Source organism: Streptomyces lancefieldiae, from assembly GCF_031845825.1.
Classification (GTDB): domain Bacteria; phylum Actinomycetota; class Actinomycetes; order Streptomycetales; family Streptomycetaceae; genus Streptomyces; species Streptomyces lancefieldiae.
The window spans coordinates 1-13,173 of sequence record NZ_JAVRFH010000092.1 but is presented as its reverse complement, the minus strand read 5'-3'; the positions used below and the strand labels follow the sequence as shown (position 1 = coordinate 13,173).

General features: G+C 67.4%; 13 protein-coding genes. 8 read left to right on the top strand and 5 right to left on the bottom strand.

Annotation, left to right across the window (positions count from 1 at the left end; all coding sequences use genetic code 11):
- The first annotated feature begins 207 nt into the window (after nt 1-207).
- Together RM812_RS38725 and RM812_RS38720 are read left to right on the top strand one after the other, a co-directional pair.
- Complete coding sequence (locus RM812_RS38725; RefSeq protein ID WP_311585117.1) at nt 208-459, top strand: hypothetical protein; 252 nt, start codon at nt 208-210, stop codon at nt 457-459.
- 125 nt (nt 460-584) lie between these two features.
- Entirely contained in the window at nt 585-782 is a 198-nt protein-coding gene (locus tag RM812_RS38720) for a toxin-antitoxin system HicB family antitoxin (protein ID WP_311585114.1), read from the top strand.
- Between the two features lie 115 nt (nt 783-897).
- Here RM812_RS38720 and RM812_RS38715 read toward each other — a convergent pair whose 3' ends face one another.
- Nucleotides 898-2,118 carry a hypothetical protein gene (locus RM812_RS38715; protein WP_311585111.1) on the bottom strand — a complete coding sequence of 407 codons (1,221 nt, stop codon included), beginning with the start codon at nt 2,116-2,118 and terminating at the stop codon, nt 898-900.
- A gap of 150 nt (nt 2,119-2,268) precedes the next feature.
- Between RM812_RS38715 and RM812_RS38710 the strand changes: the two genes are divergently transcribed.
- Together RM812_RS38710 and RM812_RS38705 are read left to right on the top strand one after the other, a co-directional pair.
- Nucleotides 2,269-3,450, top strand: coding sequence for a HEAT repeat domain-containing protein (locus RM812_RS38710; RefSeq protein ID WP_311585108.1), 1,182 nt, complete (start codon nt 2,269-2,271; stop codon nt 3,448-3,450).
- Complete coding sequence (locus RM812_RS38705; RefSeq protein ID WP_311585106.1) at nt 3,443-4,576, top strand: IS630 family transposase; 1,134 nt, start codon at nt 3,443-3,445, stop codon at nt 4,574-4,576. The genes RM812_RS38710 and RM812_RS38705 overlap by 8 nt, the downstream gene beginning before the upstream one ends.
- 7 nt (nt 4,577-4,583) lie before the next feature.
- Here RM812_RS38705 and RM812_RS38700 read toward each other — a convergent pair whose 3' ends face one another.
- From RM812_RS38700 to RM812_RS38685, 3 genes are all read right to left on the bottom strand, one after another.
- A complete protein-coding gene (locus RM812_RS38700) occupies nt 4,584-4,877 on the bottom strand; it encodes a hypothetical protein (protein ID WP_311585103.1) in 294 nt (97 codons plus the stop codon).
- A gap of 33 nt (nt 4,878-4,910) precedes the next feature.
- Nucleotides 4,911-6,152, bottom strand: a complete 1,242-nt coding sequence (locus tag RM812_RS43445) for a hypothetical protein (RefSeq protein ID WP_449657861.1) — start codon at nt 6,150-6,152, stop codon at nt 4,911-4,913.
- Between the two features lie 583 nt (nt 6,153-6,735).
- Nucleotides 6,736-6,936: a hypothetical protein gene (locus RM812_RS38685; protein ID WP_311585098.1), complete on the bottom strand. Its 201-nt coding sequence runs from the start codon at nt 6,934-6,936 to the stop codon at nt 6,736-6,738.
- A 311-nt stretch (nt 6,937-7,247) separates the two neighbouring features.
- Here RM812_RS38685 and RM812_RS38680 point away from each other — a divergent pair, with 311 nt between their 5' ends.
- The 3 genes from RM812_RS38680 (at nt 7,248) to RM812_RS38670 (ending at nt 11,282) form a co-directional block, all read left to right on the top strand.
- Entirely contained in the window at nt 7,248-8,009 is a 762-nt protein-coding gene (locus RM812_RS38680) for a sigma-70 RNA polymerase sigma factor region 4 domain-containing protein (RefSeq protein WP_311585096.1), read from the top strand.
- Entirely contained in the window at nt 8,006-9,460 is a 1,455-nt protein-coding gene (locus RM812_RS38675) for an SsgA family sporulation/cell division regulator (protein WP_311585091.1), read from the top strand. The genes RM812_RS38680 and RM812_RS38675 overlap by 4 nt, the downstream gene beginning before the upstream one ends.
- A 1,318-nt stretch (nt 9,461-10,778) precedes the next feature.
- Complete coding sequence (locus RM812_RS38670) at nt 10,779-11,282, top strand: hypothetical protein (RefSeq protein WP_311585088.1); 504 nt, start codon at nt 10,779-10,781, stop codon at nt 11,280-11,282.
- On the opposite strand, the gene RM812_RS38665 is transcribed toward RM812_RS38670, so the two are convergent.
- Entirely contained in the window at nt 11,257-12,006 is a 750-nt protein-coding gene (locus tag RM812_RS38665; RefSeq protein ID WP_311585085.1) for an IS5 family transposase, read from the bottom strand. The genes RM812_RS38670 and RM812_RS38665 overlap by 26 nt on opposite strands.
- Here RM812_RS38665 and RM812_RS38660 point away from each other — a divergent pair.
- Nucleotides 12,005-13,173, top strand: a 1,169-nt coding sequence (locus RM812_RS38660; protein ID WP_311585082.1) for an IS4 family transposase, incomplete at its 3' end; no start/stop codon positions are given. The two genes, RM812_RS38665 and RM812_RS38660, sit on opposite strands and share 2 nt — an antisense overlap.

The following is a 13,173-nucleotide window of genomic DNA, read 5'->3' as shown; positions in this document are numbered from 1 at the left end:
CTCCAGCGTGTGCCTCACGCCCCACCACAGCCGTCACTGCGCAAAACGCGCCGTGCCTACCGTGCACAGCAGCACCCCGGCGTGGCCTGCGGCAGCTTCCTCGTTGACCTGGTCATGACGACTCACCACACCGCTCCGCGCCCAGCCTGACGGCCGAAGGCGCCATTCCGACGACCGTTCGTTTCGAACCGGGGGAGACCCGCTGTCGTGCCCGTTGACGCCCTCGCCGCCAACGGGGCCCCGGAAGAGGGCCCCGGCGGCCGCGTCCGGATCCGGACGCCCACCGACATCACCAGCTCCTCCTCCTACTACTGGCCTCTCATCTGCCGGGGCCTGGCCAGCGCCCCGTACCGGGAAGCCGGTGCCCGCCACGGACGGACCGACTACACCCACGCCATCGAACGTGAGACGGAACAAGCGGTCACCCTCCTGCCGGCCCACCTGGCCCGCGCCGGCTGACGAAATCCGGCGACGGCCGGATTCCCCCCGGCGCACACGCGAGAACGTACCGCTTTCGGATGTCCTCACCGGCCTATGCCGCAACCGCCTTACGCCACCGGAAACTGGTGGCTATCCTTGCCATCATGTCTGTCACCACGATGACCCTGCGTGTCCCGGACGAACTCGCCCCCTCAATCCGGGCTGCCGCCTTTGAGGCCGGCCTCTCCGTCAACGCCTACGTAGTGCGAGCCGCCCGCCGCGCCGCCACGCTCGACGCCGCCAAGCAGCTCGCCACGCTCGGCCTCGGCGACGACCTGGCAGGCGAGGGCGACACCCTGTGAACCGTGGGGAAATCTGGTCGCTTCCCGACGGCCGCAACGTCCTGATCATCAGCCTCACCGGCCTCGAAGAGGCCTACGGCGCTGTCCTCGGCATCGTCCTCCACGAAAGCGGCCGCTACCCCGATACCGCCATGTCCGTCGTCATCGCAGACCCACTCCCGTGCACAGCCGTCGCCGTCAACATCGTCCAGCTGCGCGTTGACCGGTTCGACGGCGCCAAGCTCCTCGGCCCCATCGACGCCGCGGCCATGACCCGCGTGGACGCCGCCCTGCGCGCCGTCCAGGACCTGTAGCCGCCACAGTTGCCCCGGCCCCGACAATTCTGATGGAGCAGATGTGATGCGGCCGGGGAGCAATACAGGCGGCGTGAAGGCCCACTCGGAAGCCGACAGGGGTTCCCCAGATCCGCGGCACTGCCCGGCATGGCGGGCCGGGCAACGAGTGCCGGGGCAGCGCCGAAGTCGGTGACCAGGGCGCTGTCGTCGGCGAGCATCGCGGTCAGGGAGACCCGGCGCCGCGCGCACGAGCGAGGTGATGCGGTCGATCGGCGGGCACAAGGGCCTGATCCCGACCCTTTCGACGTCGCCGTCGCGGTGCACAGGTGCAGTACCTCGGCGAGCAGTGGCCACACGAACGTGAAGGCGCGCTCCTCTCGCTGCGGGCGTACCTCGTCGCGCTTATCGGCCCATGCCCAGAACGAGATCGGCGCCAGTGCGGTGGGGTCCTTGTCCTTCAGCCCCGACCAGGCGTTCGTCGACTGGTGCCGCAGATCCTGCGCGATCAGCTGCAGCAGCTTGCCGTACGCCAGGTGCCCGGCGGGCACCCGCAGCCGGAACTGGTCCTCGGTCTGCGCCGACACGGCGTGCGCGTCGTCGACGACGGTGCCCAGGCCGAGCGGCTCCTTGCCGTCCCCGACGACACCGAAGGCCGGCTTGCCGTTGATCAGCTTTTGGTAGTTCGTCACCAGCACGGCCTGGGATGCCAGAAAACCCCGGCTCGTACGGGTCTCGTCCGTGGTGGCGGAATCGCGCTTAGCGGCCTCCTGACGGACCTGCGTGACCAGGTACGTGTCCGACGGCAGGTACACGGCCCTGCCGATGCCCTCGTTCTGGGTGCCCTTCGCGACCAGCAGACCGACGGCTGTCTTGCCGCCGCCGGGGTTCTGCTTGACGCCCTTGCACCGCAGCCGGATACCCCAGCCTCCGCAGCAGGCGGCAGCCGGAAGTACCCGCGTCCAAGGCTCGGTCAGGCCGGTGCCGCCGACGGCTCCCCGGCCCCTGATGAGGCTCCATGGATTTCCCCACCGGCTGCTTGAAGATTCCTCGGACCTGCTCACCGTGATTCCCCACCCACCTTCAGCAAGCTGCGGACCAGTGTCGTTTGGGCGGGGCCAGCTGCTGCTGGGCCACGGAGGCTGTGTCAGTGCCTCCTGCCATCCTTCTTCGATGATCAGCGAGTACGAGAAGCTGCTGGCGGGCTCGACGATGTGGACTGGGCCGGCCTGTCACATGCCTACGGGTCGGCGCATGACGTTCCAGGGCGTATACGCACCCTGTGCGGGAGTAACGATGAGGCGCGGGAGCAGGCGTTCATCAGCCTGTTCAGCAGCATTTTTCATCAGGGCTCGAGGTATTCGGCCTCGCCGGTCGCCGTGCCGTTTCTCGTGAGGATCGCCGTTGCGGGGCCTGCGGCCGCCCGCGAGGACACGCTCCTGCTGCTCACCCGCCTGGCTGTGGACTGGCACGACGAGTACGACGTGACCACCGGTATCAACGTGGCCGCATGGCGCGCGGCCGCAGCGGAGTGCGGGCCGGAGGAGCTTCTGCCGTGGTACGAGGAGCAGCTGGCTGTCGAGACGGATCCCGAGAAGCGCGCAGAGCTGCAGGAGATACGGGACTACGTGGCGGCCGGCAACTCGTTCGACTCCCGGTGGTCGGCGCTCCAGTCATACGACGCGGTCCTCGCCGAACTCCCCGGTCTTCTTGTCCTGCTCGACGACGATGACGTCCGTCTGCGGACCCGGGTCGCCTATCTCCTGGCCTGGTTCCCCGAATTCTCCGCCACCTCCCTGCCCCGCCTCCTCGCAATTGCCGCACACGAGAAGGACCCGGTCACCGCAGCCACCGCGCTGCTCGCCGTCGGCCTCGTCGGCCCCCCTTCCACGGCCGAGGACATCACGCCGTACCTGGATGCCGCAGACTCGCTGATGCGGTGGGCCGCGGCCACCGCCCTCGTCCGCCTCGCCGGCCTCGACGACGTGCCCGTCGGCCCCGACCTGCTCGGCCGGGCCGTCACGGAACTCACCGCCGCAGCCCGCAGCACGTTCGAGCACGTGACCGACTACTTCGAAGGCGACCTTCACGGCCACATCGAGCGCACCCTCCACGCGCTCCCGCCCACCTCAGGGCCGGCCGCCGCGCGCGAGGCGCTCGACGCATGCCTGCCCCGCATCGCCCGGGACCGCTCCGGATCCCGCACCCGCAAAGCCATCGAGCAACTCTTCCCCGCTCCGCAACCGCACCCCGCACCCCGACCTGACAGTGGCGCAGCAGCAACTGCTGGACGATCTAGGTGCCGCATCAGGCAACGTTTGCCCTGTCGTGACCTGACGCGCCTTTTGGGAACTGTCCTGGTCGGCGTGCGGCCGTCAAGCTGTGCGGGTGGTTGAACGAGTACGCGTCCGTGAGATCGACGACGATGAAGGCCGACGGTTGTTGCGGATCGTCCGCCGCGGCACAGGGGCAGTGGTGACCTGGCGCCGGGCCCAGATGGTGCTGCTGTCCGCGCAGAGCATGCCCGTGGTGAAGATCGCCGAGGTCACGTTCACCAGTGCGGACCGGGTCCGGGACGTGATCCACAATTTCAACACCGCCGGGTTCGCATCGCTCTACCCGAAGTACAGAGGCGGCAGGCCAGAGACGTTCACCCTGCCCGAGCGCCGGGAGATCAAGAAGATCGCCAAGTCCAAGCCAGTCGAGCACAATCTGCCCTTCTCGACCTGGAGTCTGGTCAAGCTGGCCGACTTCCTGGTCGCCGAGGGGGTGGTCGACGACATCAGCCACGAGGGCCTGCGCATCCTGCTCCGCGAGGAAGGCGTCTCCTTTCAACGCGTGAAGACCTGGAAGACCTCGAAAGACCCGGACTACGCGCAGAAGAAGGCCCGTGTCGAGCATCTCTACGCCATCGCCGACGGCGAGGTCATACCCGAGGACGGCGAGCCCGAGATCATCTTCTGCATGGACGAATTCGGCCCGCTCAACCTCCAGCCCCACCCCGGACGCCAGTGGGCCGAACGCAGTGGCCGGCACAAGGACCCCGACCGAGCCCCCCGGCCACGGCGGCGGGCGACCTACACCCGCCCGCATGGGGTCCGGCACCTGTTCGCCGCCTACGACGTGGGAAAAGACCAGCTCTATGGTCACATCAAGAAGACCAAGAACCGATCCAAGTACCTGGAGTTCTGCCGCTACCTGCGCTCCTTGCACCCGGCGCAGGTGCGGATCGCCATCATCTGCGACAACTACTCCCCGCACCTGACGACGAAGCGGTGCCAACGGGTCGCGACGTGGGCGGACGCGAACAACGTCGAGATCGCCTACACCCCAACCAACAGCTCCTGGCTCAACCGGATCGAGGCCCAGTTCACCGCCCTGCGCTACTTCACCCTCGACGGCACCGACCACGCCAGTCACAAGGAGCAGGGCAGCATGATCCGCCGTTACATCATCTGGCGAAACCACCACACTCATGACCAGCAACTACGAACCGTAGTCAACCAAGCCAACGTCGCCTGAAGCGGCGCTAGAGCGGGATTACCCGGACTCGCACCGCGAGCTCGGTTCCGACCTGACGCGCGATCGTAGCCACCAGCTCCTCAACCCTGGGCTCGTCTGATGTGCCGTGAACCGTGACCTGAAGGCCGGGCATTTCCCAAGCGAACTCAATCTCCATGCCTTCGACAGCGATCCGGTAGTGGCCATCGCCAGCCACTGGCACCGCCCCCCAACCCCTTGGCTGAAGCACATCCGGACACCTATCCGAGCGCACCGGCCCGAGGAAATCGTCGTCATCGGTCGCAAGCAAGTACTCAAGCACGCCCACAGTATGTCGGCCTGAGACGTCATCCGCTTACCGATCAGCGGGTTTGTGGGGTCGAACAAGGGTCTTGTTCGGGTGATCGGGGTGCGGTCGGTGCATGAAGGCAGGGCCTCGCGGTAGCTCGGGGTTGTCTAAGCCAACGAGCACCGGGAGGCCCTGTTGCTGCAGTCTTTCGTGGTCGCGTCCGTGGAGTCCAACTCGCCGTCTCCATCGTGTGACTGTCTCGCGCACAGGTTCGGCAACGCGGCTGACGGGCCGGACCGTGTGCGGTGTTACGGCTCGGACATGACCGATGCCGAGTGGCAGGTCGTCCGGCCGTTGCTGCCGGTCCCGGCGTGGTTCCAGGGCCGGGGAGGCCGGCCGGAGAGCTATTGCCACCGCGTGATGTTGGACGCGGTGCGCTACGTGGTCGACAACGGCCAATGCCGTTGGCTGGCGTGCCAGGGTGGGCCCAAGGGGATGGTTCTCGTCCACCCGTAGCAGCGGCACGTGCATCTCACCGTCGCGGATGCCGTGACAGTAGAGAGCCAGCAGACGGCCGTCCCCGTCGACGATCTGCTGCCGGTTCCACTCGTCGGGCCGGGTCGCCAGGTCTCGCAGCCGCGTCTTGAACGCCTTCTGCTTCTCGCCGTCCGGCTTGTTGAGGAAGACCACCTGCTGCTGTTCCTGACCGGCCGGTACGGCGGTGCTCTGCAAGGCGGTGCCGAGCACGCTGCCGGGCTGATACACCTGTTTCCGCCTCAGCTCGTCGATGGCCACCGCTACGTCGGCGGGCCGCAGGATGCGCACCCCGCACACCTTCTCCGCCACAGGGCTGAGCTCCAGCAGGCCGGCGTCGCGAGTGATGAGGTGCGGCACTCCCGCGGCGCGGGCCTGCACGACATAGGCAAGGTCTTCGAGGTCGTTACCGGTACGCGGCAGCTCCAGGCCCAGGTCTTCCCAGGCTGCCTCGATCAGCGCCCGGCGCATCCGCTCGAGGTCGGGTTCCTCCAGCGGGGGCCGCCGGTAGTGATCCAGCGCGGTCAGCTGGGTCCTGCGCTCGGCGTCCCGCTCGATGGCATGGATCTCCTCAACGAGCTGGGGCAGGACGACCAGTTCCAGCAGACCGGCCAGCCACTCCGCGGAAAGCGCCTGAGTCTCCTCCGACCCGTTGCGGCCGTAGGAGCTGTGCAGATCAGCGAAGACGTTGCAGTCCATCGCCGCGCGCACCAGGGCGGTCGACTCCAGATCGGTGAACAGGTCGGGGTGGCCGTGACTGCGCCACCACACCACCAGCGGTTCCCGTGTCCGGCCCCGGCCGTCGACCTCGGTGCGCGCCTGGAAGCCCAGCCGGGTCCACATCTTTCCAGACGGTAGTTCTTGCGGCACTTGAGCAGGTTGCCGAGCCGGTCGGCATGCCGCCGGGAAATCTCCGTGACCAGGCGTCCGTTCACGTCCTGGCCACGGTAGGCGTCCTCGACGCACAGATGGGTCAGGCGGATCCTGTCGGCCGGCAGGCCGTACAAGGCGTAGCCGGCCAGCCGAGCGCCCTCGACGGCCGCCAGCAGGGTGCCAGCTTGGGCAGCCTGTTGGAACGCCGCGTGTGGCAGGAACCCCAGGGTCCTGCGGTTGCGGTTGCCCAGGTCGATTACTGCGGCCAGCAGCTTGGCGTCGTCCGCGTCCACCGCCTTGATCCGTACTTCCCCTACACTCACCGCTTTGACCGGCACAGCGGCATCCCCCCGGCACAACTGATGACCTGTTGAACACAGAGTGTGGTCGTCTTGGTCATCTTTGACAGCCGAACGTGCCGCTCTCGGCCAGCCGGGGAGCGCAGGCGAGCCACAAAGGCGGGGGGTCTTGGGGGTGGTGCGGGTCAGCTGATGATGGTGTGGAAGAACATCACGCCCGCTCCGAAACCGGCGCCCGCGGCGAGAGCGGCGGCGGGCAGCGAGCGCTGCGCGAGGTAGGTCAGCACGCCGGCGCCGATGCCGGTGAGGACGCCGAGCAGCAGCACGATGGCGCTGCGCAGGGCGAGCAGCGGCTGGCCACCGGACTGCTGGGTGTTCTGGGTCATTAGTGAACTCCGTTTCTCTTGACGGCATTTCGCCCCTGTTGGGGTGCGTGGTCGTGAATGCTGTAGCCGTCGGCCGCGGTTCTCCCCCCGCCCTTCGCGGTGTGTCGTGAGTCACAAAAATTGCTCGTGGGTTTGGCGAGGGGAGAGAGGCAGCCGACGCCTATGACGTCCACGGAAGGCTGGAAACGGGGCCCACGGGGGCGGCAGAGCGCAGGGGAGCGAGTGTGCCGGATGAGACGTTCCAGGGGGGTGCCCCTCAGGGCCTCTTGCAGGAGGACCAAGAGCATGAGGAGCTCAGCACCCCGGGCCTGTTGAGCCTGGAGCACACACTCGCCGGAACCGTGCCGGACGAAGCCAGCCGTTCTGCGCGCCGCGCCGCCGAGGCCCGCATGGTCGACATCCTGCGCGCCGACAACTTCCAGGGCCCGCGGTACGAGAAGACCACCACCCGCCTCATGGACTACGGGTGGCGCACCATCAACAAGTGGACCGCCAGCGGTGAGATCTTCGCCCATGCCCGCCGGGCCGGCCGGCCCGTCCCCGCGCACATGACCGCGCCCGACTGGGACGCCGACGACCGCTCCGAAGTCGCCACCGACACCGTCGTCGCCGGTCTGGACCTCTTCCTCGAGCACGGCCTCATCCGCGGAAAGTGGAACCCGGACGGCGGGGCCAGCCTCACCACCTACTTCGTCGGCGCATCCATCCGCTCATTCCGCACGGTCTATATCCGCTGGTTCCGCGGCATGCAGTTGGGGCAGGCTGAACTGCACCTGGCGCCCAACGACCCTGACGGAGCAGGCGGCGACCGGGACATCCCCGACCAGCGCGCCACCGACCCCTTCTACGCCGCAGCCACCCACGACGAAATCAAGCGCATCCTCCCGTACATCACCGACACCACGGTCCGCAGAGGACTCGCCCTGCGAGCGCTGGGCTACACCCAGCAGCAGGCTGCCGCCGAGGTGGGGCTGACTGAGAAGGCGCTGGAAGGCCGCATCGGCCGACTCCGCGCCCGCATCCTCACCGACCTGGCCGGCAAGTCCGAATTCGGGGAAGGAGGAGCACGATGACCGTCCGGAAGGACGAACCCATGGACCACCTCGCTGCGACGGATGAAGAATTCGACGCACTGCTCGAGGCCTCCAGCTTGGGAGCGCCACACGTCGTTGCCGAGACCGGAGACATTCCCGCCACAGCCCGGCGCCGCATGACGCAAGCAGTCCACCGGAAGCGACTGTCCCTCGGCACTCCCGTCGGCACCCGGTATCCGCAGGCAGACGACGGACCCGACAACAACTCCCTCCAAGCCGCACCGGCAGCCGAGGCGAGCCCAGCCGCACCCAGCCGGAGTGTCTACGACCTCTTCGCCGGAACACTCATCACCGGTAAGAGCGTGATGGCAGGTGTCCTTCTCGGTTGGCTGCGCAGTGCACCCGCCGGCCGCAGCAACAGGCGCGAGGGACGTGCACCGAAGTTGTGGGTGCAGCTGCCGAGAGACCGACACGCACTGTGGCTGGCGACCCGTGAAAGCCTCAACCGAGGCGCACTGCTGCCCTGCACCACCGACGACGACTCCATGACCGCTCATAGGTCGTGGCACAGGACGCTGGCCGGCACCGTGGCGGCGGCTTCGCACAACACCCTTGGTGAAACACAGGTCGCTTTCTCCTGCACGCTCCCAAGCCTGCAGGAGGTGCAGCCGCTCGCACCGGAGATCGCTGTACCCACAGGTCTTCCACCCTGCACCCTGACGTGGGCTGACGAATGGCGATCCTGGCAGCGACTGCGCAACCTTCGGCAATCGGCCGACCCATGGGGGAAGCCAGGCGGAGCCTTGATGTGCGCTACAGCCACAGGGCTGCTCCTGTACACCGTGCCGCCCACGCTTGTGCACATTGAGCACTTCACCACCGATGCGTATATGGCAATCGGTGGCGGACTGCTGGTGCCGAAGGCGATTGCTGCGACCAAGCGTGCTTCCCGAGTGCAAGAAAGCGGCACTCCAGGGCATGGTCCCAGGCGGCCGACAAGGACAGACAGAGCGAAAGTACGGCGAGCCGTGGTCGACGGGACAGCTGAGTTGTCTGCGGAGCTGCCGATGCTGGTCCACTTCGATGAGCGTGAGTCACTCGCGCTGGCATCAAGCTTGCACGCCCGGCTCATCTACCGCGCATCTGACCCCTATGCGGTCGAAGCGCGCTTCCGGGTCAACGGCCAAGGCGAGACTGTGTGGATCTTTGCCCGGGACTTGCTGAAGAAGGGCCTGGAGCACAAGAACGGGATCGGCGACGTCGTGGTGTGGCCCGACGCTGACCCGCAAAACGAACCACGGATCTTCATTCGGCTGTCTTCACCCGAGGGGACTGCGCTGCTGTCTGTCGCAGATACCGGACTGCGAGCATTCCTTGAAGCAGCGAGCAAGCTGGTGGCCTTCGGTGAGGAGCATCCGCACCTCCTACCAGCGCTCAACGCCCTGGAGACCACGATGGGCGAGCTGGCACGGCCGGGCCGGTGTGAATAGAAGCTCCTGCGTCACTGGCACGGTCCCTCGCGCACAGTCACTGGAGGGCACCGTAAAACGACTTACGGAGTTCCCAGCGAACGACGCGATCCGTGCAAGACACGACCTCGTCGCCAAGCCGCCGCTGCTCGGGTTGGAGCAGGGACGGCACGCGGTCTGTTTCTCGCGGCCGATGAACTGAGGTGGCGGCTCTGCGTGTGGTGGCGGCCGGCTGCCCGGAGCAGACCGTGGCGTACCGAGCTCGGGTACCGGTATCCCGTCAGGTGTGGGCAGTGGTGTGCCGTCTCGCCGGCCTCACGGTCCGGCCGGTCAGCCGGTGGGGCGGTCGATTTCGTTCTGCACGGTCCCGAAAGCGGCAAGGGCGCCAGCGATCGCAGTTCCTTGCTGACGTGACAGGTCCGGTAGGTCGTCTAGAGAATCCGCTTGCCACTGAGTTTTGCGGTGGAAGTCGGTGGCTTTCCTGTATGCGTCGATGTGGGCGACGACGGTGTCGAGCGGGAGTTCGGGGAAGCGGCGTTCGGCCTGTTTGATACGGCTGTGGAACTCGACAGCCGGATCGGCCGTGCCGTCTGGCCGACCTGGCGTGGGTGCGGGAGCAGGCCGGGGACTGGGAGGGCGCCGAGACTCTCTACCGGCAGGCCGCCGATGCCAGCGGTTCCTCACCTGGTACTGGCGGAAGACAGTGGCCATATGGGCTGGAACCGGACGGTTCGCATACTCCTCCCTGGCACTGAGCCTGGACGCCTCAGATGTCAGAAGCGGGCATTGACCCGGGCGCAGTAGGGCGCGCTGCCGGAGGTCGACGGTGCCGTCGGCCTCGTACAGCGAGCAGTGCGTAGTGCCTTCGGCGCACAGCCCGCACAGGCCGATTACCGGCATCGGACCGGCACCGATCAGGCTGTGGGAGGAAAAGCTGTTGTAGACGGGCCGGTAGCAACCGGGGCACAGCAACCCGCCCTGACCACGCCCCGGCCAGCGGAGCCTGGCTTCACCGCCGCTCCCCGCCTCCTGCCAGTTGCCGCGACGCCCCCATCGTCGACGAAGTCCGGTCCGCCGGCGGCGACGCCCGGATCCTGCACGAGCTCTTCGGCCTGAGCGTGGGCGCCGCCACCCGCTACAACGCCACCCTCGAACCCGACGCACGGGCAGTGGGGCACCTGTGACGACGACGCCGGACGTCGGTGACCGCCAGCCCAAGCCTTTAGAAGCCGTCTCTTTTCCGAAACTGATGTGCGGGTTTCTGCAGGTCAGTGGTGGTTGTTCCATGTTGCGGGCAGGCTGAGGCCGTCGTGGTTGTCCTGGTGATGTGGAGGGGCGGATGCCGTCGGTGCGGGCAGTGCTGGAGGGCCGTGAGAAGGCGGCGCTGGTGCGGGTCGAGGAGTTGCGGACCGAGCTCGAGCGGGTTCAGGCCGCTCTCGTGGAAGCGGAAGAGGTGCTGAACCACCGGGTGATCGGCCTGGAACAGTATCTGGAGGCGCTGGCCGAGCAGGACGCGTCCGTCGGAGTGGAGCCGGACAGGCCGGCCGTGGCCGGGGACGGGATCGGGGAGCCGGCGGTGGCGGGCCCGCGCAGGACGGTGGCCCGTAAGGAGAACGGGGTGCCGGTCGATGTTCTCGGTGCCGAATACCGGCTGATCATGGCAGCCCTCGGCCAGACCGGTGACAGCTTGACCGCTCGCCAGGTGGCGGTGTCCCTGGGCTGGGACAGCTCGGTTCCTTCCCGTGTCGAGGGTGCCCGGGGGAGGCTAAAGCGGCTGGTGGAGCGGGGTTGGCTGGCCGAGAACAGGCCGGGCCGCTTCACGCTGCCCGCTGCTGCCGCGTAGCAACTTCGCGGCGAGCGAGGCGGCGGCTCATCACCATGGTCATCGACCACAGGATCACAGCCTCGCTGCTGGCCGGCTCTGTTTCGTAGTCGCGGGCCAGGCGCCGGCTCCGCATCAGCCAGGCAAACGACCTCTCGACAACCCAACGGCGGGGCAGCACACGGAAGCCGCGGGTGTCGTCACTGCGTTTGACCACCTCGAGAGTGAGCCCGAGGTTCTGGGAGGTCCAGTCGACGAGGTGGCCGGTGTAGCCGCCGTCGGCCCAGACCAGTCGCAGCTTGCGGAAGCTCTCACGCAGAGCAGGCAGCATGGTGCGGGCGGCGTCCCGGTCCGGTGTCGACGCCGGGGTGACCAGTACGTCAAGAAGCAGGCCGAGGCAGTCCGTGATGAGGTGCCGCTTGCGGCCGTTCACCTTCTTCCCTCCGTCGTAGCCTCGTGAGGCGTTCTTGACGGAGGCATCCGCTTTCACCGACTGCGAGTCCACAATGGCGGCTGTCGGCTCCGGCGCCCTGCCCTCCGCCCGGCGGACACGCTCACGGAGCCGGTCATGCAGTTCCCGTACCAGGCCGTTGTCGCGCCAGCGGCGGAAGAACGCGTAGACACGCGCCCACGGCGGGAAATCGGCCGGCATCGCCCGCCACTTGACGCCGTTGTCCCAATGCCGTTGCTTGTATGCCGCAGACACCCGTGTCCCGGCGGGACGGCCGGTCGTTGAAGCGGGCATGCATCCATGGGTGGGGTTATCGGATGAGGTACGGCTCGGGTTGCTCACCGAGTGGATCACTCCCGAGTTGGTGGACGAGGTACTGGCCACGTGCGGCCGGCAGGACTCCAACCCCCGTCCCCTGTCGAGTCGGTTCATGATCTACTTCGTGTTGGCTCTGGCGTTGTTCCAGCAGGACTCCTATGACGATGTCGCGGAGAATCTGGTTGAGGCACTGGGTGAAATGGATCAGTCGATCCCGAACAAATCGTCGTTCACCAGGGCCCGGCAGCAGCTCGGTGCTGCGCCACTGGAGGCAGTGTTCCGTCGGGTGGCAGGGGCGATCGCCCCGCCGACGCTTGAGGCGGCGTTCTGGCGCGGGATGAGAGTTGCCGCGGTCGACGGGTTCGTGCTGGACGTGCCGGAGAACGATGTGACACGTGCCGCGTTCGGTGGGCGGGCGGACAGTGCTGGCCAGCCTGTCGGGTTCCCGCAGGCCAGGGTGGTGACGCTGACCGAGACCGGTACGCACGCGACGATCGACGCGCGGATAGGCACCTTCAAGGGCGGTGGAGGCGAGCCCGCGCTTGCGACGGAGATGGCCGACAGTGCCGCCGGCATGATGGTGATCATGGATCGGGGCTTCCCCGGTGTCGCGCTGTGGAAGGCCTACACGCAGGCCGGAGCGCATCTGCTGATCAGGGCTCGTACCTTCATCGCGGCGAAGCCCATGGAGATCTTGCCCGACGGGACCTATTTGACCCGGCTGAACCTCGCCGGCCAGCGGAGATCTCATCCGGGTGGTGTGACGGTGCGCGTGATCGACTATCAGGTCGATGGCGGCGAGACCATTCGGCTGCTGACTGACCTGCTCGAACCCGAGGCCGGACCCGCCCCCGAGCTGGCAGCCCTGTATCACGAGCGATGGGAGGTCGAGTCCGCCTACCGGCAGTTGAAGACCTTCCAACGCGGGAAGGCCGAAGTGCTGCGGTCGGCGTCGCCCGAACTGATACGGCAGGAGATCTGGGCCCACCTGGCCATCCACCACTGCTTGAACCGGATCATCATGCGGCTGGCCGACGGCGAGGGCCTGGACCCTGACCGGGTCTCCTTCGTCAAGGTCCTCAAGCACACACGACGCAGTGTCGTCCTCCAAGCCGGGAGGTCGACCCGCCGACTCCGCCAGTT

Bases quoted from the DNA above. Each gene is read 5' to 3' on its own strand.
- RM812_RS38720 (WP_311585114.1), top strand. From the start codon at position 585: ATGTCTGTCACCACGATGACCCTGCGTGTCCCGGACGAACTCGCCCCC.
- RM812_RS38685 (WP_311585098.1), bottom strand. From the start codon at position 6,936: ATGACCCAGAACACCCAGCAGTCCGGTGGCCAGCCGCTGCTCGCCCTG.
- RM812_RS38675 (WP_311585091.1), top strand. From the start codon at position 8,006: ATGACCGTCCGGAAGGACGAACCCATGGACCACCTCGCTGCGACGGAT.
- RM812_RS38670 (WP_311585088.1), top strand. From the start codon at position 10,779: ATGCCGTCGGTGCGGGCAGTGCTGGAGGGCCGTGAGAAGGCGGCGCTG.
- RM812_RS38665 (WP_311585085.1), bottom strand. From the start codon at position 12,006: ATGCCCGCTTCAACGACCGGCCGTCCCGCCGGGACACGGGTGTCTGCG.